The 26,173-nt window shown below is 67.8% G+C and carries 18 protein-coding genes and 2 tRNA genes; 9 read left to right on the plus strand and 11 right to left on the minus strand.

Translation table 11 applies throughout. The features are described from left to right. Positions 1-364 precede the first annotated feature (364 nt). The gene (locus tag GO592_RS07190; RefSeq protein ID WP_007296586.1) at positions 365-9,688 is read left to right on the plus strand and encodes a type I polyketide synthase; all 9,324 of its coding nucleotides are present in this window, start codon (positions 365-367) and stop codon (positions 9,686-9,688) included. 9 nt (positions 9,689-9,697) lie between these two features. Next, positions 9,698-10,090 carry a holo-ACP synthase AcpS gene (acpS, locus tag GO592_RS07195; RefSeq protein ID WP_005248288.1) on the plus strand — a complete coding sequence of 131 codons (393 nt, stop codon included), beginning with the start codon at positions 9,698-9,700 and terminating at the stop codon, positions 10,088-10,090. 68 nt (positions 10,091-10,158) lie between these two features. Here acpS and GO592_RS07200 read toward each other — a convergent pair whose 3' ends face one another. Beyond that, positions 10,159-10,848, minus strand: coding sequence for a TetR family transcriptional regulator (locus GO592_RS07200; protein WP_005248286.1), 690 nt, complete (start codon positions 10,846-10,848; stop codon positions 10,159-10,161). Positions 10,849-11,108: 260 nt separating this feature from the next. Beyond that, positions 11,109-11,582, minus strand: coding sequence for a thioredoxin-dependent thiol peroxidase (bcp, locus tag GO592_RS07205; protein ID WP_007296587.1), 474 nt, complete (start codon positions 11,580-11,582; stop codon positions 11,109-11,111). Positions 11,583-11,743: 161 nt separating this feature from the next. Between bcp and GO592_RS07210 the strand changes: the two genes are divergently transcribed. Further along, on the plus strand, positions 11,744-11,965 hold the full coding sequence (locus tag GO592_RS07210) for a DUF3618 domain-containing protein (RefSeq protein ID WP_005261991.1): 222 nt from the start codon (positions 11,744-11,746) through the stop codon (positions 11,963-11,965). A 155-nt stretch (positions 11,966-12,120) separates the two neighbouring features. On the opposite strand, the gene GO592_RS07215 is transcribed toward GO592_RS07210, so the two are convergent. Then, a tRNA-Lys gene (locus GO592_RS07215) sits at positions 12,121-12,193 on the minus strand. A 289-nt stretch (positions 12,194-12,482) separates the two neighbouring features. On the opposite strand from GO592_RS07215, the gene GO592_RS07220 reads away from it, so the two are divergent. Further along, on the plus strand, positions 12,483-13,721 hold the full coding sequence (locus tag GO592_RS07220; RefSeq protein ID WP_007296588.1) for a L,D-transpeptidase: 1,239 nt from the start codon (positions 12,483-12,485) through the stop codon (positions 13,719-13,721). A 62-nt stretch (positions 13,722-13,783) separates the two neighbouring features. Here GO592_RS07220 and GO592_RS07225 read toward each other — a convergent pair. Further along, positions 13,784-13,859: transfer RNA gene (locus GO592_RS07225), tRNA-His, on the minus strand. A gap of 85 nt (positions 13,860-13,944) precedes the next feature. After that, entirely contained in the window at positions 13,945-14,544 is a 600-nt protein-coding gene (orn, locus tag GO592_RS07230) for an oligoribonuclease (protein ID WP_005570251.1), read from the minus strand. 85 nt (positions 14,545-14,629) lie between these two features. On the opposite strand from orn, the gene GO592_RS07235 reads away from it, so the two are divergent. Then, positions 14,630-16,366: a helicase HerA-like domain-containing protein gene (locus GO592_RS07235; protein ID WP_007296589.1), complete on the plus strand. Its 1,737-nt coding sequence runs from the start codon at positions 14,630-14,632 to the stop codon at positions 16,364-16,366. A 63-nt stretch (positions 16,367-16,429) separates the two neighbouring features. Here GO592_RS07235 and cmrA read toward each other — a convergent pair whose 3' ends face one another. Genes cmrA through GO592_RS07250 form a run of 3 tightly spaced genes read right to left on the minus strand, consistent with a single transcriptional unit; the run spans position 16,430 to position 19,823 of the window. Then, positions 16,430-17,233, minus strand: coding sequence for a mycolate reductase (gene cmrA, locus GO592_RS07240; RefSeq protein WP_007296590.1), 804 nt, complete (start codon positions 17,231-17,233; stop codon positions 16,430-16,432). 18 nt (positions 17,234-17,251) lie between these two features. Next, a complete protein-coding gene (locus GO592_RS07245) occupies positions 17,252-19,276 on the minus strand; it encodes an NADPH-dependent 2,4-dienoyl-CoA reductase (protein ID WP_007296591.1) in 2,025 nt (674 codons plus the stop codon). Between the two features lie 13 nt (positions 19,277-19,289). Beyond that, a complete protein-coding gene (locus GO592_RS07250; RefSeq protein ID WP_039950873.1) occupies positions 19,290-19,823 on the minus strand; it encodes a PadR family transcriptional regulator in 534 nt (177 codons plus the stop codon). A gap of 126 nt (positions 19,824-19,949) precedes the next feature. Between GO592_RS07250 and GO592_RS07255 the strand changes: the two genes are divergently transcribed. After that, positions 19,950-21,275, plus strand: a complete 1,326-nt coding sequence (locus tag GO592_RS07255) for an MFS transporter (protein WP_007296593.1) — start codon at positions 19,950-19,952, stop codon at positions 21,273-21,275. On the opposite strand, the gene GO592_RS07260 is transcribed toward GO592_RS07255, so the two are convergent. The 3 genes from GO592_RS07260 to GO592_RS07270 form a co-directional block, all read right to left on the minus strand. Further along, positions 21,272-21,850: a hypothetical protein gene (locus GO592_RS07260; RefSeq protein WP_005261984.1), complete on the minus strand. Its 579-nt coding sequence runs from the start codon at positions 21,848-21,850 to the stop codon at positions 21,272-21,274. The genes GO592_RS07255 and GO592_RS07260 overlap by 4 nt on opposite strands. Before the next feature lie 77 nt (positions 21,851-21,927). Next, positions 21,928-22,779 (minus strand): alpha/beta fold hydrolase, encoded by an 852-nt coding sequence (locus GO592_RS07265; protein WP_007296594.1) that lies wholly within the window; start codon positions 22,777-22,779, stop codon positions 21,928-21,930. 26 nt (positions 22,780-22,805) lie between these two features. Beyond that, complete coding sequence (locus GO592_RS07270; protein WP_007296595.1) at positions 22,806-23,513, minus strand: TetR family transcriptional regulator; 708 nt, start codon at positions 23,511-23,513, stop codon at positions 22,806-22,808. A gap of 118 nt (positions 23,514-23,631) precedes the next feature. On the opposite strand from GO592_RS07270, the gene GO592_RS07275 reads away from it, so the two are divergent. Genes GO592_RS07275 through GO592_RS07285 form a run of 3 tightly spaced genes read left to right on the plus strand, consistent with a single transcriptional unit; the run spans position 23,632 to position 26,169 of the window. Then, positions 23,632-24,741: a ferredoxin reductase gene (locus tag GO592_RS07275; protein ID WP_007296596.1), complete on the plus strand. Its 1,110-nt coding sequence runs from the start codon at positions 23,632-23,634 to the stop codon at positions 24,739-24,741. A gap of 33 nt (positions 24,742-24,774) precedes the next feature. Then, positions 24,775-25,947 carry a fatty acid desaturase family protein gene (locus GO592_RS07280; RefSeq protein ID WP_005261980.1) on the plus strand — a complete coding sequence of 391 codons (1,173 nt, stop codon included), beginning with the start codon at positions 24,775-24,777 and terminating at the stop codon, positions 25,945-25,947. A 12-nt stretch (positions 25,948-25,959) separates the two neighbouring features. Further along, positions 25,960-26,169, plus strand: a complete 210-nt coding sequence (locus tag GO592_RS07285) for a hypothetical protein (protein WP_007296597.1) — start codon at positions 25,960-25,962, stop codon at positions 26,167-26,169. The last annotated feature ends 4 nt before the right edge of the window (positions 26,170-26,173 follow it).

The raw sequence follows: 26,173 nt of genomic DNA on the forward strand, positions 1-26,173 counted from the left end.
CCGGATTCGAGGGTGCAGACCTGCATGAACCTGGGACTTCGTCAAGGTGGTAACAGATTGATAACGATTAATGTGAGGCTTTCCTCAGGTTCTTGGACGTCCTCGCACTGCCCTCCTCCAGCACGGACGCGATCTACTCACCGGTCACTTCGCGGGAGATCTGTGAGGGACATCACGCGATATTTCTCCGATGCGCGGCTGTGACACCCCGACGGCTCGTGAACGTGAGGAAATCCTCATGATTCTGTGTCAACCTTGAACAGCCCGAAGAGCTGATCAGAGCCGATACAGCTGGCACACGATGCCGAGGGCGGCAGACACTATCCCCACCTCCCCCCAGAGGGGACCAGGAGAGGACATACGCGTGACGATTGACGACACGACACCCGCAGGAAACGGAAAAAACTCGAAGGGTTCGCGGCGCATCGGCGTAGACCGGGACGACACTCGGTCGTCGAGCAAGGGCACCCTCGTGGATCGTCTGCTCGGAGGTGAGCCGTACGCGCTCGCCTTCGGTGGTCAGGGCGCGCCCTGGCTGAGCTCGCTGGAGGAACTGAGCCGCGACAACGGACTCGAGCCGGCACTCACCACGATCGTCAACGACGCGGCCGACTACCTGGCCCCCGTGGCGCAGGAACTCCTCGTCGTGCGCCCGGTCGGATTCGACCCCATCGCCTGGATCCTCGAGCAGGAACTCGCCGACGAAGAGGACGGCGCCCAGGCGGCCGGTCCCTCCGCGGCAGCGCTCACCTCGGCGGCGGTGTCTCTCCCCGGCGTCTTCCTCACCCAGATCGCAGCGCTGCGTGCGCTGGCAGCTCAGGGCCTCGATCCCGCGGTTACGGCTCCCGTGTCGGTGATCGGCCACTCCCAGGGACTCCTCGCCGCGGAGGCCGTTGCCTCCTCGGGTCAGAAGGACGGCGAACTCCTCGCCCTCGCTCAGCTCATCGGTGCGGCTGCCGGCCTCGTCGGCCGTCGTCGCGGAGTGATCGCCGCCGCCGACTCCACCCCGATGCTCGCTGTCTCCAACGTCGACCCGGAACGACTCCGTCAGATCGTCGAGGAGCTCGCGGAGGGCCTCGAGCCCGAGCGTGCAGCCGTCCTCGGCATCCGCAACGCTCGTCGCCGCGTCGTACTGTCCGGCCCGCCTGCCCAGCTGGCACGCGTCCAGCAGCGGTGCGAGCAGATCGAGGCCGACGAGGCCCGTGAGCGCGACGCCAAGAAGCGTGGCGGCTCCATCTTCGCGCCCGTCTTCGAGTCCCTCGCGGTCGAGATCGGCTTCCACCACCCCGCACTCGCGGAGACGATCGACATCGTCGGCCAGTGGGCCGTGCGCTGCGGTCTCGACGAGGAGAAGGCCCGCGCTCTCACGAGCGCCTGCCTCGTCGATCCCGTCGACTGGGTCGCCGCCGTCGACAGCACCCTCGAAGCCGGTGCCGCGTGGATCCTCGACCTCGGACCCGGTGACCTCCTCACCCGCATGACGTCGGCCAGTGTCCGCGGCCAGGGCGTCGGCATCGTTGCCGCCGCGACCCGTGGCGGTCACCGCAACCTCCTCACCCCGGGCGCAACCCCTGAGGTTCCCGCCGCGTGGACCGAGTTCCTCCCGAAGCCGGTGTCGCTGCCGGGCGGCCGCATCGGCGTGGAGACCGCGTTCACGAAGCTGACCGGTCGTTCGCCGATCCTGCTCGCAGGCATGACCCCGACCACGGTCGACCCGACGATCGTCGCCGCAGCAGCCAACGCAGGCCACTGGGCCGAGCTCGCCGGCGGTGGCCAGGTCACCGAGCAGATCTTCGCCGACAACGTCGAGAAGCTCACCGGGCTGCTCGAGCCGGGCCGCGCCGTGCAGTTCAACTCGATGTTCCTCGACCCCTACCTGTGGAAGCTCCACGTCGGTGGCAAGCGCCTCGTGCCGAAGGCCCGTGCCGCGGGTGCCCCGTTCGACGGTGTCGTCGTCACCGCCGGTATCCCCGAACTCGAGGACGCCGTCTCGATCATCGGCGACCTCACCGACGCCGGCTTCAGCTACGTCGCGTTCAAGCCGGGCACGGTCGCGCAGATCCGTTCGGTCATCCGCATCGCCAACGAGGTTCCCTCGTTCCCCGTCATCGCCCACATCGAGGGCGGCCGCGCCGGTGGTCACCACTCGTGGGAAGACCTGGACGACCTGCTCCTCGACACCTACGCCGAGCTGCGCACCCGGCCGAACCTGGTCCTGTGCGTCGGTGGCGGCATCGGCACGCCCGAGCGGGCTGCCGACTACCTGACCGGCCGCTGGTCCGTTGCACACGGCTTCCCGGCCATGCCGCTGGACGGCATCCTGGTCGGCACCGCCGCCATGGCCACCCTCGAGGCGACCACCTCTGCCGAGGTGAAGCAGCTCCTCGTCGACACCCCCGGTACTCCGGACTGGGTCGGAGCAGGTACCGCCGAGGGCGGCATGGCCTCCGGCCGCAGCCAGCTCGGCGCCGACATCCACGAGATCGACAACGCAGCGTCCCGCACCGGCCGTCTGCTCGACGAGGTCGCCGGTGACGCCGACGCCGTCGCCGAGCGTCGCGACGAGATCATCGAGGCACTGAACATCACGGCGAAGCCGTACTTCGGCGACGTCGCGACCATGACGTACGAGCAGTGGCTGCGCCGCTACCTCGAGCTGGCCGTCGGCATCGACGCGGCGAAGGCATTCGACTGCGGCACCGACCTCCAGGACGCCATCACCGAGGCCACCTCGAGCCCGTGGCTCGACATCACCTGGCGTGCGCGCTTCGGTGAGATGCTGCAGCGCACCGAGTCGCGTCTGCACCCGGTCGACCGTGGCCCCATCCCCACCCTGTTCGCCGACGACGCGATTCTCGAGCGTCCCGAGGCGGCCGTCTGCGCCCTGCAGGCGCAGTACCCCGACTACGCCACCACGGTTCTGCACCCCGCGGACGTCTCCTTCTTCGTCTCGCTGTGCAAGACCCCCGGCAAGCCGGTCAACTTCGTGCCCGTCGTCGACGGTGACGTCCGCCGCTGGTGGCGTTCCGACTCGCTGTGGCAGGCACACGATCCTCGCTACACGGCCGACCAGGTCTGCGTCATCCCCGGTACCGTCGCCGTCGCCGGCATCACGCGCGTCGACGAGCCTGTCGGCGAGCTGCTGGACCGCTTCGAGAAGGCCACGTACGACGAGCTGGTTACCGCCGGTGTCGCGCCGCTGTCGCTGCCCGCACGCCGTCACGCGGACATCGCCCGCGGCCTCCTCGACACCGTGTTGTCGGCTCCCGACATCCAGTGGGCCTCGCGCCTGACGCTGAACCCGGTTCGCCGGCTCGGTGACCTCGACAAGTGGTCGATCGAGTCCGACACCCTCGCGGTGCACGAGACCACCGGTGCCGAGCTGTCCGTCATCGACGACCAGCAGGTGCTCCTCACCGTCCCGCTGGTGGCAGCCAAGTCCGTCCAGATCACCATCACCGTTCCCGCGTCCGTCGCGGACGGTGGCGCTCCCGTGGTCACCGAGGCCGACGCCGAGAAGTCGATGACCGCACTCCTCGCGGTCGCGGCCGGTCAGGAACTGCCCGCCGTCAAGAACGGTGTCGCACGCCTCAACCTCGCCTGGACGCCCGACCTGGTCGCCGACCATGCCGGTGTCACCGGCTCGGGTCTGCCCACGACGCTGAGCGTCAGCGGCAAGGCCGTCCCGGACGTGGTCGTCGGTGCTTGCTGGCCGGCCGTGTTCGCCGTGCTCGGTGCTGCCAAGACCGAGGACTCGCTGTCCGTCATCGAGGGCATGCTCGACCTGGTCCACCTGGACCACAGCGTCGATTTCGTCGGCGAACTGCCTTCGGAGACCAGCATTCTCGTCGTCAAGGCCGAGGTCGCCTCGGTTCTCGACACCGACCTGGGCCGCGTCGTCGAGGTCAAGGTCGAGGTCGGCGCCATGCTCGGCGAGGGCCTGGACGCGCCTGCCGTCGTCACCCTGTCGGAGCGCTTCGCGATCCGCGGCCGCACCGGCAAGGGCGAACTGACCGACCCGGCCCGCGCCGGTGGCTCGCTGAGTGACGAGGCCGTCGACACCCCGCGTCGTCGTCGCCGCGACACCACGATCGTCGCTCCCCGCAACATGGGCTCCTTCGCCCAGGTGTCGGGCGACCACAACCCGATCCACACCTCCGACAACGCGGCACTGCTCGCCGGCCTCGGCAGCCCGATCGTGCACGGCATGTGGCTCTCCGCCGCCGCTCAGCAGGTCGTCACCGCCGTGGATCCGGCCGAGACCAAGACGCCGCCGCGTCGCCTCACCGCCTGGACCGCACGCTTCCTGGGCATGGTTCGCCCGGGCGCCGAGATCGACGTCCGCGTCGACCGCATCGCGGTGGACCGTGGCGCCGAGATCGTCGAGGTCGGTTGCCGCATCGACGGTGAACTGGTGATGGTCGCAACGGGTCGCACCGCCGCCCCGAAGACCGTCTACGCGTTCCCCGGACAGGGCATCCAGCGTCCCGGCATGGGCCTCGACGCCCGCGCCCGCTCCAAGGCCGCCCGTGAGATCTGGGACCGCGCCGACAAGCACACCCGCAAGGCCCTCGGCTTCTCGATCCTCGCCGTGGTCCGCGACAACCCGACGGTCGTCAAGGCCCGCGGTGTCGAGCACAAGCACCCGGACGGCGTCCTGCACCTGACCCAGTTCACCCAGGTCGCGATGGCGACGCTCGGTGTGGCTCAGGTTGCCGAGCTCCGCGAATCCGGTGCCTTCGTCGAGGGTGCCCTGCTCGCAGGCCACTCGGTCGGTGAGTACAACGCCCTCGCCGCCGTCGCCGGTGTGCTGCCTCTCGAAGCCGTTCTCGAGGTGGTCTTCCAGCGTGGCTCCGCGATGCACGCACTCGTACCCCGCGACGAGGCCGGCCGCTCCGACTACCGGATGGCTGCCATCCGCCCGTCGCAGATCGGTCTGGCCGACGACGACGTCGAGGCGTTCGTCGCCGGTGTCGCCGAGGCGACCGGTGAGTTCCTGCAGATCGTGAACCTGAACCTGCGTGGCTCGCAGTACGCCATCGCCGGTACGGTCGCCGGACTCAACGCGCTGGAGGTCGAAATCGACATCCGCCGTGAGGCTTTCGGTGGCAAGCGCGCGTACATCATGGTCCCGGGCATCGACGTTCCGTTCCACTCGACGGTGCTCCGCGGCGGTGTCGACGACTTCCGCGGACGTCTCGAGGAACTGCTTCCGCAGGACATCGACCCGGCCATCCTGATCGGGCGCTACATCCCGAACCTGGTCCCCAAGCCGTTCTCCCTGAAGAAGGAGTTCGTGCAGGAGATCGCCGACCTGGTGCCGTCGAAGCCCCTCGACAAGGTGCTGAAGGACTTCGACTCCTGGTCGAAGAAGCCGGTTCAGCTCACCCGCGTGGTCCTCACCGAGCTCCTGGCCTGGCAGTTCGCCAGCCCGGTGCGCTGGATCGAGACTCAGGATCTGCTGTTCGCCGACGAGTCCGAGGGTGGACTGGGTGTCGAGCGGTTCGTGGAGATCGGTCTGGGCTCGGTCCCGACCGTCGCGAACCTCGCGTCGCAGACCCTGAAGCTGCCGGGCCGCTTCGGCTACCCGGTCGAGGTCCTCAACATCGAGCGTGAAGCGTCCATCGTGTACTCCACCGACGTCGATCCGGCGCCGGTCGAGGACGACGAGCCCGCAGCACCCGCAGCCGAGGCGCCCGCCGCATCGGCCGCACCCGCCGCGGCTCCGGTCCCGGCCGCGGCACCGTCCGGTGGACCGCGTCCCGACGACATCGCGTTCAAGGCCGCCGACGCCACGAAGGTCCTGATCAGCCTGTGGACCAAGCTCCGTCCCGATCAGGTCGGCCCCGTCGACACGATCGAGGCGCTGTGCGACGGCGTGTCCTCGCGGCGTAACCAGCTGCTCGTCGACCTCGGCTCCGAGCTCTCGCTCGGCGCGATCGACGGTGCCGCTGACGCCGACATGGGCTCGCTCGCCGGCACGGTCGACTCCCTGGCCCGCACGTACAAGCCGTTCGGCCCGGTGCTGTCCGACTCGATCAACGATCACCTCCGCAAGGTCTTCGGCCCCTCGGGTCGTCGTCCGGCGGCCATCGCAGACCGTGTGAAGAAGGTCTGGGAACTCGGCGACGGCTGGGCGTACCACGTCACCGCCGAGGTGGCGCTCGGAACCCGCGACGGTTCCAGCATCCGTGGTGGTGACCTCGGCGGCCTGGCCGGCGGCGGTCTCGCCGACGGCGCCGCAGTGGACGCCGTCATCGACAGCGCAGTGGCCGCAGTGGCCTCGCGCCGCGGGATCAGCGTCTCCCTCCCGTCCTCGGGTGGCGGAGCCGGTGGCACCGTCGACGCCGCGGCACTGGGCGAGTTCACCGAGCACATCACGGGCCGCGACGGCGTGCTGGCCTCGGCCGCCCGCCTCGTGCTCGAGCAGCTCGGTTTCGCAGGCGACACGGCGACGGCAGCGCAGCCGACCGACACCGAACTCGTCGACCTCGTGTCGGCGGAACTCGGCTCCGACTGGCCGCGCCTGGTCGCTCCGGCGTTCGACGCCAAGCGGGCGGTCCTGCTCGACGACCGTTGGGCCAGCGCACGTGAGGACCTCGCTCGTCTGTGGATCGACGCGGCAGGCGTGGAGTCTCTCGAGATCGAAGGCTTCGCCGGTGCAGGCAAGTCCGTTGCGGCGCAGGCCGCATGGTGGCAGGCCCGCGCAACCGACGAGGGTCGCACGGCCCTGGCCGAGAAGTACGGACGCATCGCGGAGGCGGCAGTCGTCGTCACCGACGAGACCCCGGAATGGGCAGACCAGGTCGCCGTCGTCACCGGTGCCAGCAAGGGCTCCATCGCGGCCTCGGTCGCAGGCAAGCTCCTCGCCGGCGGCGCGACGGTCTTCGTGACCACCTCGCGTCTCGACGACAAGCGTCTCGGCTTCTACCGCGACCTCTACCGCCGCACTGCTCGCGCCGGTGCCGCCCTGTGGGTGGTCCCCGCGAACATGGCGTCCTACACGGACATCGACGCGCTCATCGAGTGGATCGGTGAAGCCCAGTACGAGACGGCCGGTGGATCGAAGAAGCTCGTCAAGGAAGCGGTCACCCCGACGCTGCTGTTCCCGTTCGCCGCGCCCCGCGTGGCAGGCGACCTCGCCGACGCCGGCGCCCGCGCCGAAATGGAGATGCGCGTTCTGCTCTGGTCGGTGGAGCGCCTGATCGGCGGACTGTCGAAGATCGGTTACGACCGTGACGTCGACACCCACCTGCACGTGGTCCTGCCCGGTTCCCCGAACCGCGGCCTGTTCGGTGGCGACGGTGCGTACGGCGAGGCCAAGGCCGCGCTGGACGCAGTGGTCGGCCGCTGGAAGGCCGAGCGCAACTGGGCCGAGCGCGTCACCCTGGTGCACGCTCTCATCGGCTGGGTCCGCGGAACCGGCCTCATGGGCGGCAACGACCCGCTGGTCGAGGCCGTCGAAGGTGCCGGAGTCCGTACCTGGTCCACCCAGGAAATGGCCACCGAGCTGCTGCAGTGGTGCGAGCCCGAGGCACGTCGCCTCGCCTCCTTTGAGCCGCTCGCGGCCGATCTGACCGGTGGGCTCGCCCAGGCGAACCTGGACCTGCCCGCGCTGGCGAAGCAGGCTCAGGAAGCTGCGACCGCAGCCGCCGAGGCCGACGCGGATGCCGCCGAGCTCGACACCATCGCGGCCCTGCCCGCCCCGCCGCGGGTCTCCGCGTCGGTGGCACCGGCCTGGTCCGGCGTCACCGCGGCTCCGGAGGACCTCGTCGTCATCGTCGGCGCCGGTGAGCTCGGACCGTTCGGTTCCTCGCGTACCCGCTTCGAGATGGAGGTCGACGAAGAGCTTTCGGCGGCAGGCGTTCTCGAACTCGCCTGGAACACCGGACTCGTCGTGTGGGAGACCACGCCGTCCGCAGGCTGGTACGACGCCGAGACCGGGGAACTGGTTCCGGAGGCCGAGATCGCGGACAAGTACCACGACGCAGTCGTCGAGCGCTGCGGCATCCGCCGCTACGCGGACGACGGCGCCATGGTCGAGAACACCGCACCGCTCCTCACGTCGGTCTTCCTCGACAAGGACCTGAGCTTCGTCGTCAGCACCGAGGCGGAGGCACTGGCCTTCGTCGAGGCCGACCCGGAGAACACGGTCGCGACGCCGGTTCCGGATAGCGGTGACTGGCAGGTCACCCGCCGTGCGGGCACCGAGATCCGCGTCCCCCGCAAGATGAAGCTCACGCGCAGCGTGGGTGGTCAGATCCCGACCGGATTTGACGTCACCAAGTGGGGCATCCCCGCCGACATGGCCGACTCCGTCGACCGCGTGGGCCTGTGGAACATCGTCGCCACGGTGGACGCGTTCCTCACCGGTGGGTTCACGCCCAGCGAACTGCTGCGGTGGGTGCACCCCTCGCTGGTCGCCAACACCCAGGGCACCGGCATGGGCGGCATGACCTCCATGAGGTCGCTGTACATCGACACGCTGCTCGGCGAGAACCGGCCGAACGACATCCTGCAGGAAGCCCTGCCGAATGTGATTGCGGCGCACGTGGTCCAGTCCTACGTCGGCGGTTACGGCGCCATGGTCCACCCGGTTGCGGCGTGCGCAACGGCCGCGGTGTCCGTCGAAGAGGGCGTCGACAAGATCAAGCTCGGCAAGGCCCAGCTCGTGGTCGCCGGCGGGTTCGACGACCTCAGCGCGGAGGGCATCATCGGATTCGGTGACATGTCCGCCACGGCCAAGACCGACGACATGCGGGCCAAGGGCATCGACGACCGTCGATTCTCCCGGGCCAACGACCGTCGTCGCGGCGGGTTCGTCGAGTCGCAGGGTGGTGGCACGATCCTGCTGGCCCGCGGTGACCTGGCACTCGAGATGGGCCTGCCCGTCCTCGGTGTGGTCGCCTACGCCGGCTCGTTCGCGGACGGTGTGCACACGTCGATCCCGGCTCCCGGAATCGGTGCGCTCGGTGCGGGTCGTGGGGGAGCGGATTCGCAGCTCGCCCAGTCCCTCGGCAAGCTCGGTGTCAGTGCCGACGACATCTCGGTGATCTCCAAGCACGACACGTCCACCGCGGCCAACGATCCCAACGAGGCGGAGCTGCACGAGCGCCTCGCCGGGGCACTCGGCCGCAGCGAAGGTGCACCGCTGTTCGTGGTCTCGCAGAAGAGCCTCACCGGACACGCCAAGGGTGGTGCCGCCGCGTTCCAGCTGATCGGTCTCTGCCAGGTGCTCGACCAGGGCATCGTTCCGCCGAACCGCAGCCTCGACTGCGTCGACGAGAAGATGGCCGAGTTCGAACACCTCGTGTGGGCTCGGGAGCCGCTCCGCTTCGGCGAGCAGTTCGCGCTGAAGGCCGGTCTGCTGACCAGCCTCGGCTTCGGGCACGTGTCCGGCATGGTCGCGGTCGTGCACTCGCAGGCGTTCGTCGAGGCCATCCCGGCCGACAGGCGTGAGGCGTACCTCGAGCAGGCACGCAAGCGCACCGTCGAGGGTCAGCGTCGCCTGGCGAAGGCCATGGTCGGCGGCGGCAGCCTGTACGAGCGTCCGGCGGATCGTCGCTTCGGCGGCGACAGCGTCCCGGCCGCAGCGTCCCGTCAGCTCGAGGCGGACGTCCTGCTCACCGAGGCCGCGCGCCTCGGAGCGGACGACGTGTACAGCTCGGGTCTGCCCGGCTGCAAGTAGGAACGACGGATGGGAGTTCTGGGGATCGGCTTCGATCTCGTGACGGTGTCGGAGTTCGCCGAGCAGCTGGACCGGCCAGGGACGGCCATGCTCGACAACTTCACACCGGGCGAGCGTCGGGACGCCGTGACCCGGAGCTCCGATCCGGCTAGACATTTCGCCGCCCGGTGGGCTGCGAAGGAGGCAGTGATCAAGGCCTGGTCCACGTCTCTCTTCGCCAGCCCGCCGGTGCTGCCCGAGATGATCCACCACCTGATCGAGGTGGTGACGGATGCGTGGGGGCGACCGAGTATCCGCTTACGCGGAGACGTCGCCAAGCATCTGACCGACGTGAAGATTCACATCTCCCTCACACACGACGGAGACATGGCGGGCGCGTTCGCCGTCATCGAGTCGCTGTAGGCGCCTTCGGCGCCCGTGCGCCTTTCTGGTAGCTCCGGCAACCGGAAGGGCGCACAGGCGCGTAGCGCCTAGGTGGAGCGCGATTCCTTCTCCGCGACCAACAGGTATGCCACCATCAGCCGTTTGAGTTCGGCGACGGCGTCGGCGTGGCTCTGATTGTCCTGCACGGAGAAGTTGAGCATCGAGTACACGACGTGGACGAGCACCTCGGCCATCATCGTGCGCCGCTCCCGCGATGTCTGCGGGGTGAGCGGCGCGAGCATCCGTGACACCTGCTCCGCGAACGCCTTCTCGTGGATGGCGCCGGTGGCGCGCGTCGACGGCGTCGACTGCATCGCCAGCCACACCTCGCGCCTCGACGGGTCGGACGTCCACAGGCCCGCCATGTGGTCGACGAAGGAATTGAGGAACCGCAGCCAGTCGAGGGACGGGACCTCACCGTTGAACTGGGCGATCTCGTGCTGGACTCCGACGAGGTCCTGCCGGTTGAGTTCGCAGACGATCACGTACTTGTTCGCGAAGAACTGGTAGAGGGTGCCGATCGGGACGTCCGCGCGTGCGGCGACCTCCTCGCACGTGAACGATTCGAATCCCACGTCCACCAGCAACTCCCGCGATGCCGTGAGCAGCGCGTCGAACTTCCGGCGACTACGTTCCTGGGTCGGCCGTCTGCGGGGCAGGAGTTCCTGCGGGTCCGACTGCAGCTCCAACGCCGGGTCCACTCGGCGCGGCGCTTGCTTGCTGACTGAAGACTCCACCGCCCCAGGCTATCCGTCTTTCGTCCGGATTCCGAAGATCCCTCCCGGTGACGCGTCGGGTTTCACCTGGGCGAGGAGACTCGTCGCGCCGTTTCGGGCGTGACCGATGTGATCGGCCACAAGTGGCCGCTCGCTGAGATTCCGACCCACCACAACGCCGCGGGCAGTGCCGTGGCGTCGGCGTGTGTGCCCGACAGCAGGCCACGGACCGTGTCGGATGGGTCGCGGGCGGCTGACGATGCAGCCGCCCGTCGCGTGGATCAGACGGACAGGTCCCGGCGCAGTTTCGCGACATGGCCGGTGGCGCGGACGTTGTACTGGGCCACTTCGATCTTCCCGTCCTCGTCGACGAGGAACGTGGAGCGGATGACACCCTGCACCGTCTTGCCGTACATCTTCTTCTCGCCGAATGCGCCCCACGCCTCGAGTGTGGCCTTGTCGGGATCGGACAGGAGGGGGAACGTCAATTCCTCGTTGTCGCGGAACTTGGCCAGCTTCGCCGGCTTGTCCGGGGAGATGCCGATCACGTCCAGGCCGGCGCCGTTCAGGTCGGCGAGGTTGTCGCGGAAGTCGCAGGCCTGTTTGGTGCAGCCCGGCGTGCTCGCCGCCGGGTAGAAGTACACGACGACCTTGCGGCCGCGGTAGTCGGCGAGCGACACGTCGTTGCCGTCGGCGTCGGGCAGCGTGAAGGCGGGTGCGGTGTCTCCGGGGGCGAGTCTGTTGTTGTCGGTCACGAGAAGTCAGGCTACCGGGAAGGGGTGGACGTGGCCCGAAGCGCGATCGGGGGAGACGGAGTCGCAGGTCGGGAGTTCTCGTCTACGGTTGACGCAAGTGTGGGATCGTCGCGGTAGCGTCGCTCTCGCTGATCGAACCAGTCGAACAAGTTGGAGGACACGTGCCCAGGGACACCGAGAGCATCGAGCGTGAGATCGAGAACGCGCGCAATCAGCTCGCGAGCACTCTCGACGAATTGACGGTCCGCACCAACCCGAAGCGTCTCGTGGAGAACACGAAGCGCACGATGATCGCGAAGCTGAACGAGCCGGCGGTCAAGTACGGACTGATCGCCGTGGGTGCGGTGGCAGGGCTCCTGGTGCTCCGCAAAGCGTTGCGCTGAACGACCCTCGTCGACAACGGGCCGTCGGATGTGAAGTTCGCAGTGACTTCACGTTCCGGCGGCCCGTTCGTCATCTGACCGCCCGAGCGGTGCGTTGAGATGGTGACACGAGAAAGGCCCCCATCCTCGTGAGAGGATGGGGGCCTTCGTGCAAGTGCGCCCACAGGGACTCGAACCCCGGACCCAGTGATTAAGAGTCACTTGCTCTACCAACTGAGCTATAGGCGCTCGCTCTTGCGAGACAGAACATTAGCGGGTCGCTTCTCGGGAATGCAAATCGCCTGGTGGCGACTGCCCATGGCGACCCGGTCCGCACGGTGGCGCGTAACGAGAGCGCCGCTGGTCACGATTGATATTCGAACGTTATTGAGCGGCTCGGCGCTTGGTTGGAACCGGTCTCCAGTGGCTGGCATCATTGGAGACCACACGGTCTCGACGTGCTGATTCGTCTCGCGAAGGCGAGGGACGTGCCGGCTTGAACGTGAATTCGGAGCGAGGACGTGAAGTGGGGTTATCCATGGGTGTGGGGCGTGGCGGGCGCGTGCGTGCGCAATCGGTGAGATCCGTCTCGAAGACGGCGACGATTGTGGCGGCATCACTCGTATTCGCATTGTCGATCGCGGGGTGCACCGTCTCCGGTGCCGACAGCGTCACGTCGGAAGGTGAGGCGCCGATCGATTCCAATCCGGTCACCGAGCTCATCAAGCCGAAGCTGACGGCGTCGGCCGTCGATGGTGCGGTGGGATTCTCGCCCGGACAGCCGGTGACAGTGACGGTGGCCGACGGCACGCTGGTGGCGGTCACCATGCTCAACCCGGAGGGCGAGACGGTCGACGGCGCCATCGCCCCCGACGGGTTGTCCTGGGTCAACACGGAGCCGCTGGGCTACGACAAGGAGTACCGGCTCGAGGTGAAGGCGAACGGACTCGGCGGGGGCACCACCTCGACATCCGCGTTCACCACCAGCGCTCCCGGCAACGTCACCAAGCCGTACGTGATGCCGTCGGAAGGCGACGTGGTGGGCATCGGTCAGCCGATCGCGGTCCAGTTCGACGAGAACATCCCCGACCGCAAGGCCGCGGAGGCCGGCATCACCGTCACGACGAATCCGCCCGTCGAGGGCGCGTTCTACTGGGTGAACAACCGTGAGGTGCGGTGGCGTCCGCAGAGCTACTGGGCGCCCGGCACCGCCGTGGACGTCAAGGTCGCCGTGTACGGCCGTGATCTCGGTGACGGACTGTTCGGCCAGGAGGACGTCCACACGGCCTTCACCATCGGCGACGCCCTGATCGCGACGGCGGACGACAACACCAAGCAGGTGACGTTCGAGCGCAACGGCGAAGTGATCATGACGATGCCCACGTCGATGGGTAAGGACGACACACCCACCGACAACGGCGTCTACATCATCGGCGACCGGTTCGCGAACCTCGTCATGGACTCGTCCACCTACGGCGTGCCGGTCAACTCCCCGCAGGGATACAAGACTCCCGTCGACTGGGCCACGCGAATGTCCTACAGCGGCATCTTCTTCCACTCGGCGCCGTGGTCGGTGGGGCAGCAGGGCTACTCGAACGCGAGCCACGGCTGCCTGAATCTCAGCCCGTCCAACGCGAAGTGGGTGTACGACAACACCAAGCGCGGCGACATCGTGATCGTCAAGAACACGCTGGGCGGCACGCTGTCGGGTACGGACGGCCTCGGTGACTGGAACATCCCGTGGGATGTCTGGAAGGCGGGCAACGCCAACGCCTGACAGCAGGCGTCAGACCAATCGCAAAGAGGAAAGCCCCCGGCCGAGGCCGGGGGCTTTCCGTTTGGGGTGAGTGACGGGACTCGAACCCGCGACAGCCAGGATCACAACCTGGTGCTCTACCAACTGAACTACACTCACCATGTGCTTCAGGCACCGCCCGGGGGCAGTAACTTCGGCGAGGAAGATACTAGCGCGTCCGGTGCCCGAGAAGCCAATCGGTATCTCAGGCGGGCCCGAGTTCCTCGACAACGGCGGCGATGTCGCTGGTAGACGGTCCGGGCTCGGGCACGAACGCCGTCTTCCGGTAATACTTCAGTTCCCGGATCGACTCCTTGATGTCGGCCAGGGCGCGGTGGGCGAGACCCTTTTCGGGCTGACCGAAGTAGATCCGCGGGTACCAGCGCCGGGACAGTTCCTTGATGGAGCTGACGTCGATCATCCGGTAGTGCAGGTAGGTGTCGAGGTCCGGCATGTCGCGGGCGATGAATCCGCGGTCGGTCGCGATCGAGTTGCCTGCGAGCGGCGCCGTCCCGGCGACCGGCACGTGCTCGCGGATGTAGGCGAGCACCTGCTGCTCGGCCTCGGCGAGCGTGACCGTGGACTTCCGGACCTCGTCGGTCAGCCCCGAGTTCTCGTGCATCTTGGTCACCACGTCGGGCATGGCCGCGAGCGCGTCGTCGTCGGCGTGGATGACGATGTCGACACCCTCACCGAGCACGTTCAGCTCGCTGTCCGTGACCAGAGCTGCGATCTCGATCAGCTTGTCGGTGCCGAGCCGGAGCCCGGTCATTTCACAGTCGATCCACACAAGTTTGTCCTGCACCAGGAACACAGTAGTCACGTGAGTGACGGGATAAGGTCTGCGGTGGACACTTTCTCCCGACGTGCGTGATCCGAGGAGGGCTTGGATGACCCGGCAATCGCAGGACGGCGACGCGACCTCGACCCCGGCGGAAAGGGCGGCGGCGGCGAGGGCGGCGGCCGCCGAAGCGGCCAGGATCGCGGCGGAGGCTGCGGCAGCGGCAGAGGCGGCGGAGCAGGAAGCCCGGGACGCGGAGGCTGCGGAGAACCGTGCTCCCGCAGACGTCGCCGCCTCCTCCGGTGCCGCCGCGGACATCGCGGCCGGATACTCCTCGGAGGGTGCGGCTCTGGAGCTGGGCACCGTGGTTCTCGACGGCGCCGTGGATCCGGCGGCCCGGGTGCGTATCCCGCTCGCGACGGTCAACCGGCACGGACTCGTCGCCGGCGCCACCGGGACGGGAAAGACGAAGACGCTGCAGGGTATTGCCGAGCAGTTGTCGGCTGCAGGGGTTCCCGTGGTGATGGCCGACGTGAAGGGCGACCTGTCGGGCCTGTCACAACCGGGTGCGGCGGGCGACAAGATCACCGCCCGAGCGTCCGAGACGGGTGACGACGAGTGGCGGCCGGCGGGATCCCCGGTCGAATTCCTCTCGCTGGGAACGGAAGGCCTGGGCATTCCCGTCCGCGCGACCATCACGGCGTTCGGGCCGATCCTGCTCGCCAAGGTTCTCGGGCTCAACGAGACTCAGGAGTCCACGCTGGGGCTGATCTTCCACTGGGCCGACGTTCAGGGGCTCGCGCTGCTCGACCTGTTGGATCTGCGATCGGTCATCGCGCATCTCACCAGCGACGAGGGCAAGGCCGATCTGAAGGGCATCGGCGGCGTGTCCCCGGCCACGGCCGGCGTGATCCTCAGGGCCCTCGTCAATCTCGAAGCCGACGGCGGCGACACGTTCTTCGGGGAGCCCGAGCTCGAGACCGAGGACCTGCTCCGGGTGCTCGACGGCAAAGGCGTGATCACGTTGTTCGAGTTGGGCGCCCAGGCCGCGCGCCCGGCATTGTTCTCCACTTTCCTGATGTGGGTGCTGGCCGACCTGTTCCAGACGTTGCCCGAGGAAGGCGATCTCGACAAACCCAAGCTAATCTTCATCTTCGACGAGGCGCACCTGCTCTTCGCGGACGCGTCGAAGGCGTTCCTGCAGCAGGTGGAACAGACCGTGAAGCTCATCCGCTCCAAGGGAGTGGGGGTGTTCTTCTGCACCCAGTTGCCGACGGACGTCCCGAATGCGGTGCTGTCGCAGCTCGGCGCGCGGATCCAGCACGCGCTGCGCGCCTTCACCCCCGACGACCAGAAGGCACTGACGAAAACGGTACGGACGTACCCGAGCACCGAGAACTACGACCTCGAGAAAGCTCTCACCTCACTGGGCATCGGTGAGGCGATCGTCACGGTCCTGTCGGAACGGGGCGCGCCGACGCCGGTGGCGTGGACGAGGATTCGGCCTCCCCGCTCGCTGATGGACACCATCGGCAACGACGCGATCACGGCCGCGGCGTCGTCGAGCCCGCTGTCGGCGAAGTACCGGCAGACCGTCGACCGGGAATCGGCGTACGAGAAGCTGACGGCGAAGGTCGCCGGGGCACCGGCCACGGAACCGGGCCTCGACCTGCCCCCGCTGCCCGACCTGCCGCCACCGCCGCCCGCTCAGCCGGAGGGGCCGAACATGGCCGAGCAGATTCTCGGGAACTCCGCGGTGAAGAGCTTCCTCCGCTCGGCCGCGTCGGCCGCCGGCCGCGAGATCTCCCGCAGCATCTTCGGGACGGGAAAACGTCGCAGGCGCTAGAAACGCTGGGCGAATGTACCTTTCAGCGCCTCGGCAGGGGTGACCGGTACATTCACCCGGGCGTCATCCGCCCAGCTTCTTGTAGAACGTTCCGACGATCGGGGCGACCACCGCGCGCGGGCTGTATTGCCCGGCAACGGACATCGCCTTGCTGATGATGCCGGGCACGACCCGCATCTTGTTGTCGGCCAGACCGTCGAGCGACACCTTGGCGGTGTATTCGCTGGAGATCCACAGAAAGTCGGGCACCAGCTTGTCCACGATCGACGCCTCCGCCGGATCGGGCTCCTCGGTGCGGACCGGGCCGGGTGCGAGCAGCGTGACGTTCACTCCCGTCCCCTTGAGTTCGCCGCGCAGCGACTCGGAGAAGGTGTTGACGAACGCCTTGCTGGCCGCGTACGTGGCGTTGTGGGGAATGGGCATGTTGCCTGCCGCGGAGCCGACCATGAGGATGGCGCCGGACTTGCGTTCGAGCATCCCGGGCAACACCGCGAGGGTGAGGTCGTGCACCGCAACGGCGTTGAGTTCCACCTGGGCCCGCTCGTAGGCGGGATCGAGTCCGGCGACCGGGCCGAACGTGGCGATCCCCGCGTTGTTGCACAGGACGCTGATCTCTCGTCCGGACAGTTCGGTGACGAGGGTGGCCCGAGCGTCGCGATCCGACAGATCGCACGCGCGCACGTCGACCTCGACGCCGTGCTGGTCGCGCAGGGTCCCGGCGAGTGACTCCATCACCTCGCCGCGGCGTGCGACGAGGATCAGGGAGTGGCCCCGGGAGGCGAGATCGGTGGCCAGCGCCTCGCCGATTCCGGACGAGGCGCCGGTCACGACGGCGCGGGCACTGGGAGTGGGATTCGGCAAGCTCACGGTCAGCAGCGTAGTGCGTCAGAGGCGTGCGGCGAGCCGGGTGCCCTGCTCGATCGCGCGTTTGGCGTCGAGTTCGGCTGCGACGTCGGCGCCGCCGATGACGTGGGTGGTGACGCCGGCAACGGTCAGTTCGTCGACGAGGTCACGCACCGATTCCTGACCTGCGCAGATCACGACGTTGTCGACGGCGAGGGTGCGGGGCTTCTCGCGTTTGGCGCCGAACGTGATGTGCAGGCCGTCGTCGTCGATGCGCTCGTAGTTGACCCCGGACAGTTCCTGCACGCCCTTGTTCTTCAGCGCTGCCCGGTGAACCCAGCCAGTGGTCTTCGCGAGTCCGGCGCCGATCCGGCCGCTCTTGCGCTGCAGCAGGTACACCTCGCGCGGCGACGGTTCGGGAATGGGTGTGGTGAGGGCGCCCGCCGCCGCTTCGGGTGCGGTGACACCCCACTCCTGCTTCCACTCCTTCAGGTCGAGCGTCGGGGAATGCTCGTGGGTGAGGAACTCGCTGACGTCGACGCCGATCCCGCCGGCTCCGATCACCGCGACCGACTTCCCGACGGGTTTGCCGCCCCGCACGACCTCCGGGTACGTGAGCACCTTCGGGTGGTCGATACCCGGAATGGACGGAACGCGCGGCGTCACACCGGTCGCGACGATCACCTCGTCGTACGCGCCGATCAGTTCGGTCGCGGTGACGCGGCTGTCGAGCCGGACGTCGACACTGGCGAGCGGAAGCTGGCGGTTGTAGTACCGGATCGTCTCCGCGAACTCCTCCTTGCCGGGGATCTTCCGGGCGATGCCGAACTGGCCGCCGATCTCCGAATCCGCCTCGAACAGGGTCACCGAATGGCCACGCTGTGCCAGGCCGAGTGCCGCGGACAGTCCCGCGGGGCCGGCGCCGACGACGGCGACACGCTTCGCGGCCCGGGTGGGGGAGAGCGTCAGCTCCGTCTCCCGGCCCGCACGCGGATTCAGCAGGCACGACACGTGCTTGCGGACGAAGGCGTGGTCGAGGCAGGCCTGGTTGCATGCGATGCACGTGTTGATCTCGTCGGGGGTGCCTGCCTCCGCCTTCCGCACCCAGTCGGGATCGGCGAGCATCGGGCGTGCCATCGAGATGAGCTGCGCGTCGCCGCGGGTCAAGATTTCCTCGGCGACCTCCGGCATGTTGATCCGGTTCGACGCGGCCACGGGGATGCTCACGTGCTTCTCGAGCTTGCCGGTGATGTCGGCGAACGCGGCCCGCGGCACCGACGTCACGATCGTGGGAACACGGGATTCGTGCCAGCCGATGTCGGTGTTGATGATGGTCGCGCCCGCGGCCTCCACTTCCTGTGCCAGCGCGACGATCTCGTCCCACGTCTGACCGCCCTCGACGAGGTCGGCCATCGACAGGCGGAAGATGATGATGAAGTTCGGGCCCACCGCCTTGCGCGTGCGGCGGACGATCTCGACGGCCATCCGCCTGCGGTTCTCGGGAGTGCCGCCCCACATGTCGGTGCGCTTGTTGGTGCGCTCGCACAGGAACTGGTTGATGAAGTAGCCCTCACCGCCCATGATCTCGACGCCGTCGTAGTTCGCCTGCTGCGCGAGCCGGGCGCAGCGGACGAAGTTGCGGATCTGCCAGCGCACGCCGCGGCCGGTGAGTTTGCGGGGCCGGAACGGGTTGATCGGGGCCTTGATCGAGGAGGCGGACACGCTGAAGGGCTGGTAGCTGTACCGGCCGGCGTGCAGGATCTGCAGGGCGATCTTGCCGCCCTCGTCGTGCACCGCCTTCGTGATCGCGCGGTGCCGCCCGGCCTCGACACGGTTGGTGAGCTTGGCGCCGAACGGCAGCAGCCAGCCCGTCCGGTTGGGCGCGTATCCGCCGGTGACGATCAGCGCGACACCTCCGCGGGCACGCTCGGCGAAGTACTCGGCCAAACGGGGAACGTCCTTCGCGCGATCTTCGAGCCCGGTGTGGATGGAGCCCATGATCACCCGGTTCTTCAGCGTCGTGAAACCGAGGTCGAGGGGAGCGAGGAGCTCAGGGAACTGGGTCATTGGCGGCGTGTCCTTACTGTGCGAGCGCGTCGAGTACTTCTTGGCACCAGTCGGCGAATCCCTCTTCGACGCGGATTCCGCCGCGCAGGACGAGGTACTGGTGCAGGGCTGCCCCGGAGAGCTGGTCCGGTGCGGGAAAGTCGCGTTTTTCGATCATGCGGTAGACCTCGAGCCGGGCGGCGTGGCCGTCGCGGTGGCGAGCGACCTCGGCCGTGAGTGCGGCGATGTCACCGTGCTGAGCGGCGCGGATCTTCACTGCCAGCTCGTTACGCAGGTGATTGGGCTCGGTCGGTTCGGCGATCCAGCGCTCGAGTTCCGCGCGCCCGGCCGCGCTGACCCGGTACACCTTCTTGTCGGGTCTGCCGTCCTGTGCCACGACCTCGGCGTCGACCCAGCCGGACTCGTCCATGCGTTTGAGGACGCGGTAGATCTGCTGGTGGGTGGCGCTCTGGAAGAAGCCGATGGACTTGTCGAACCGGCGCGCCAATTCGTAGCCCGAGCCGGAGTGCTCGGTCAGGGAGACGAGAAGCGCATGTTCGAGGGCCACGAACAGAAGTATGTATGCAACGAGGTGCGTATGCAACTGAGTGCACACTAGGTCCTCCCGGTCGAACGGGACGCTCGTCGCGTCGGACCGCACGAACTCCCCGTTCGCTCGCATAGGCTCGCGGGCATGAGCACCGACGTTCGTCCGCCGGCCGGGATCGGCGAGGCCGCGACGCGCAGACATGTTGTCGCGTGGGGGCTGTGGGACTGGGGATCGGCCGCGTTCAACGCCGTGATCCTCACGTTCGTCTTCTCCGTGTACCTGACGGACGCCGTGGGGGAGGACCTGCCGGGATCGATCTCCGCGAGCACGTGGCTCGGGTGGTCGCTCGGCATCGCTGGTTTCCTCATCGCCGTGCTCGCCCCCGTCACCGGGCAGCGATTCGACGCCGCGGGACGACGCAAGTGGGCGCTCGGCGTCCTCACGTTCGCGACGGTCGGGTGCATGGCGGCGATGTTCTTCGTCCGCGACTCGTATCAGTACGTGTGGCTCGGGCTGGTGCTGCTGGCCGCCGGTTCGGTGATCTTCGAACTGGCCGGCGTCCCGTACAACGCGATGCTCAGGCAGGTGTCGACGCCGGCGAACATCGGCCGGGTGTCCGGGTTCGGCTGGGCGATGGGCTATTTCGGTGGGATCGTGCTCCTGCTGGTGTGCTACTTCGGTTTCATCTCCGGTGACGGCGACAACCGGGGGTTCCTCGGGCTCACCACGGACGGCGGCCTGAACATCCGGATGGTGGCGCTGCTGGCCGCCGTCTGGTTCGCGGTCTTCGCGATTCCCGTGCTGCTGAAGGTCCCCGAGCTACCCCGCCCGCACGCGGATCCGGGTGCGGACAAGGCCGGTTTCGTCGAGTCGTACCGGGTGTTGTGGCGCGATCTGCGCGACCTGTGGTCCGCCGACCGGCGCACCGTCTACTTCCTGGTGGCCAGTGCGTTGTTCCGCGACGGTCTGGCCGGTGTCTTCACGTTCGGGGCCGTCCTCGCCGTCAACGTCTACGGCATCGGTGCGGGTGACGTGCTGTTGTTCGGCGTCGCGGCCAATGTCGTCTCCGCGCTCGGCGCGCTCACCGCCGGCCGGTTCGACGACCGGATCGGGCCGAAGACCGTGATCATGACGTCCCTGATCGCGATGATCATCGTCGGTGTCGTCCTGATGGCCGTCTCGGGACCGGCCATGTTCTGGATCTTCGGACTGCTGCTGTGCCTGTTCGTCGGTCCCGCGCAGTCGTCCGCGCGCACGTTCCTGGCCCGGATCACCCCGCCCGGCCGGGAGGGGCAGATGTTCGGCCTGTACGCGACCACCGGTCGCGCGGTGTCGTTCCTCTCGCCCACCCTCTTCGGATTGTTCGCCTGGTGGTTCGCGGCGGATCGGGCGGGGATCCTCGGCCTGGTGATCGTGCTCGCGATCGGGCTCGCCGCGCTGACGGTGGTGAAGGCGCCCGAACGCGACTAGCGCCTCGCGCGAGTGTCGTCGATGCGAAGCTTCTCCGGGAACAGGCGCCGCTGCGTCAGCCAGCCCGCCGCCGCCACGACGATCCAGATCAGCGTGGCGAAGAACTGCTGGCCGCCCTCGTTCGGATCCTCCAGGAAACCCAGCGGGGGGACGGCCAGGCCGAGCCCGGTCAGCACCATGCTGGCGCCGCCGAGCGCGGTGAGCCACAACAATGCCCGCGCCCGGTACCGGTCGGCGATGAAACCGCAGGCGACGGCGAGCGCGACGATCACGACTCCACTGAGGAGCCAGCCGGCGTCGTCGGGTTGCAGAACACGACTGAGCTTCGCTCCGATCACCGCGCCGGCGATGATGCCGATGAAGAATGCGGCGAACTTGAAGATCAGGGTCGTGGCCACCCACACCACTACCGCGCCGATCGCCGCGACCAGGAACGTCGTCCCGAGCGACAGCGACAGCAGATCGGCCAGGAGCCAGCCGAGGCCGAAGCCCGAGGCGAGAACGGCGACGTGGAGTGAACCGACACCGGCGAAGCACAGAACGGCGCCGACCAGAAGAATTGCGATGCCACTCATGGTGCCCTCCCGGGGTGCACGAGACGAGTAGTGTCATCAAACCAGAACGGACGCCCCGTCGAGGGGAAGGGCGGATTTCAGTTCGGCACGGTTCCGGCACGCGTGAGGATCGCGTCCGCGAGGGCGTCGGGTCGCTGTTCCGGGATCCAGTGCGTGGCATCGTCGAGCACGACGAATTCGTACGGCGCATCGACGAACTCGCCGCACCGCTCCGCTCCCGCACGCCCCAGCGCCTGGTCGCCGGTGCTCCAGACGTAGGTCGTGGGAACGGTGACGGCGGGCGTCTGCTCGAAGTCGCTCGTCATGGCGCGGTACCAGTTCAGCGCGGCGGTCAGCGCTCCCGGTTCGCTGAGCAGCGCGACGTGCCGGTCGACGAGCGCCGGCGGGACGACGTCACCGAACATTGCGCGCAGTGAGTGCGCGTTGTCGTCGAGGAGGACCCGCTCGGCCTTGCCCTCCATCCTCAGGAGCCGGATGTAGGAGGAGCGTTCCTTCTGATCGGCGTCTTCGCGCAACGCCCAGCCGAACGCGCCGGGATGTGGCACCGACACGGTGGTGAGCGAGATGATCCGATCGGGGTGCCTGGCCGCGACGACCCAGGCCACGGCGGCACCCCAGTCGTGGCCGACGAGATGCGCCGTGTCGAGGTCGAGTGCGTCGAGCAGTCCGATCACGTCCGCGACGAGGTGGTCGATCCGGTAGGAGTCGACTCCGTCGGGTCGCGCACCGGGCGAGTATCCGCGCTGGTTCGGGGCGTACGTCCGCAGACCGGACTCGTTCAGCAGGGCGCTGACGGGTTCCCAGGACGCGGCGCTCTCCGGAAACCCGTGCAGGAGAACGACGGGGACGCCGTCGGCCGGACCGCTGGTCGTGACGTCGAACGTCAGGTCGCCGAGGGTGATGTGCGCGTGTTCCGAGGTTGACAGCATGCCCCCACCGTACGGCGAGAGCGCGACTACTTTCCGGGATTCCACCCGCTCATGCCGAGCATGATCAGGCGCAGTTGCCGTTCGGCGCGCGCGACCACCTCGGCCTCGCTTCGGCTTCCGGGGCGGTCGGCCTCGAGCAGGTCGACGACGACGGCGAACATGGTGGACACGATCAGGTCGGCCGCCATCTCCAGGTCGTCGTGGTCCCAGGACTGCAAACCCTCGATGCGGGACAGATCCACCGTGAGTTCGCTGACGAACAGCGTCATCTCGGTCGCGATCGCCCGGCGAATTTCGGGGACGCCGCCGTAGCGTTCACGGCTGAGGAACCGGAACTGCGCCTCGTGGGTGCGAACCTGCCGGACGAGGATGTCGAGGGATGCGCCAGCGCTCTTGGTGCTCGGGGTGCGCCGGGCGTCGCGCAGCATCTGCCGCAGTATTCGCATGCCCTCCTCGACGAGCACCACGCCGAGCTCCTCGATGGACGCGAAGTGGCGATAGAACGCGGTGGGCACGATTCCCGCAGTGCGGGCGATCTCGCGCAGGCTCACGCCGGCGAAACTCCGATCCGCCATGAGTTCGAGCGTGCCGTCGAGAAGCGCCTTCCTCGTGCGCTCCTTGCGGGCTGCCCTGCTCTCGGGTTCGGCGCCGGTCGACTGACTCACGGCAGTGAGTGTATTCGCGACAGTGCCCACACCTGTCATCTCCGGGTGCTCGTACCCGTCATCCGGCATGCGTATCCGATCCCTGCCTCGAGTGTGCGTGCGATCACATTCTGATTGACAACTTCCTGTCCCCCTCTGTCACACTATTGTCAGTGTACAACCGTGCACTCAAACGGAGGAGGCTGACGTGTCAGTTGCCCACACCAGTCGTCCGGCGGAGGGACGAAGGTTCTCGCTGCTGTCGTTGTTCGAGGCGATGGCCACTCCGCACCAGCTCGACCGCTACCTCGAACTCGTCACTCCCATGATCACCGTGCGCGACCTGCGTGCCGAAGTGGTCGAGGTCCGGCGGTCCACCGCCGACACCGTCACCCTCACGCTGCGCCCCACCCGTCAGTGGCGCGGATTCCGTGCGGGGCAGTTCGTACAGGTGAGCGTCGTGATCGACGGGGTTCGCCACACCCGGTGCTACTCGCCGGCCAATGCACAGGCGTCCATCGACGGCCTCGTCGAGCTGACGATCAAGGCGCATCCCGAGGGTCTCGTCTCGCGGTACCTGCACGCCCACGCGAGCCCCGGTCTCGTGCTCGACCTGTCTCAGGCGGCGGGCGAATTCACCCTTCCCTCTCCTCGCCCTCGCCGGCTCCTGCTGGTGAGCGGAGGCAGCGGAATCACCCCGGTTCTGTCGATGCTGCGCACCCTCGTCGACGAGCAGCACTTCGGAAGCATCACTTTTCTGCACTACGCGTACACCGAAAACGACGTCGCGTACCTCGACGAGTTGCGGGCACTCGCGGACGCGAACGCCAACGTCTCGCTCGTGCTGGCGTACACCGATCAGGACACCGGCGGCCATCTCCACGGGTTCTTCGGCCAGGAGCACCTCGACGCGGTGGCGCCCTGGTACGCGGACGCCGACACCTTCCTGTGCGGCCCGCCCGGACTGATGCGTGGCGTTCGGGAGGTGTACCGCCAACTCGGCATCGAGGACCGTCTGCACACCGAGGAATTCGCTCCCGCCGCTGCCCCGGCGGAGGGTGAGGCCGGTGGTGAGGTGTCCTTCACCGCCAGCGGTGTCACAGCGGACAATTCCGGAGCGACGCTGCTCGAACAGGCGGAGGCCGCCGGGCTCCATCCCGAGTACGGATGCCGGATGGGCATCTGTTTCTCCTGCACCACGGTGAAGAAGTCGGGGTGCACCAAGAACGTCCGCACCGGCGACACCGACACCGATCCGGACAAGGCGATCCAGCTGTGCGTCTCGGTTCCGGTGGGCGACGTCGCCCTCGACATCTGATTTTCACTCGACATCCAACGTTTGGAGACCGACATGTTTGGACTCTCACTCTCGTTCCTCCCGTTCGTCGACGGCTCCGACGGTTCCCGTAACGACGCCCCGGTGGTGCTCAGTCACGACCAGGTCGAAGAAATCGGCCGGGAACTGGACGCCCTCCGCGACCGGACGGTTGCGGACCTCGGCGCCGAGGACCGCGACTACATCTACAAGATCATCAAGGCGCAGAGGGGATTCGAGGTCGCCGGCCGCGGGCTGATGTACCTCGGCTTCTTCCCGCCGGCCTGGATCGCCGGGGTCGGGGCTCTCGGTGTGTCGAAGATTCTCGACAACATGGAGATCGGCCACAACGTCATGCACGGGCAGTACGACTGGATGCGTGAACCGGGCCTGAACTCCCGCGTGTTCGAGTGGGACACGGTCTGCCCGGCCGATCAGTGGAAGCACTCCCACAACTACATGCACCACACGTACACCAACATCCTCGGCCGGGACCGGGACATCGGCTACGGCATCCTGAGGATCGACGAGGCGCAGAAGTGGAACCCCTACTACCTGGGGAACCCGGTCTACGCCTTCTTCCTGATGATGCTGTTCGAGTGGGGCGTCATGATGCACGACCTGGAAGCGGAGAACGTGATCCAGGGCAAGCGGAAGTGGCGTGACGTCAAGCCGCTGCTGAAGGGCTGGTGGCGCAAGGCCGGTCGGCAGGTGCTCAAGGATTACGCGATCTTCCCGGCGCTCACGGGGCCGCTGTTCGTCCCCACACTGCTCGGCAACGTGACCGCCAACCTGATCCGCAACGTGTGGGCGTACTCCATCATCTTCTGCGGCCATTTCCCCACCGGCGTGCAGAGTTTCACCGAGGACGAGACCGCGGAGGAAACCCGCGGCGAGTGGTACGTCCGGCAGATGCTCGGCAGCGCGAACATCGAGGGGAGTCCGCTGTTCCACATCATGTCGGGCAACCTGTCGCATCAGATCGAGCACCACCTGTTCCCGGACCTGCCCGCCCACCGGTACCCGGAGATGGCGCCCGCGGTGAAGGCGCTGTGCGAGAAGCACGGGCTGCCCTACAACACCGGTGGCTTCTTCAAGCAGATCGGCTCCGTGTGGGGGAAGATTTTCACGTTCGCACTGCCGCCCGGTCTCGTCTCGTCCGACACCCCTCCCGGTGTTATCGTCGAGCGGCAGAAGACTGCAGCCTGAGAGGCGAAACACATGGTGGGGAAGTTCGAGCGGCGCAAGGACACCGTGCAGGAACTGACGGAGTCCGCGGCCACGCACGTGGGCCACATCGCGACGATCATCGCGGGCGCCGTCCGGGACGTCACCCGGGAGATCGGTGACTGGGTGTCCGACGGCATCGAGATGCGCGAGGCCGCGAAGAAGGCCCGCGAAGACGAGGGTGAAGACAGGCCGGTCGACTGAGGAT

The organism is Rhodococcus sp. 21391 (assembly GCF_016772255.1).
GTDB lineage: Bacteria > Actinomycetota > Actinomycetes > Mycobacteriales > Mycobacteriaceae > Rhodococcus_F > Rhodococcus_F opacus.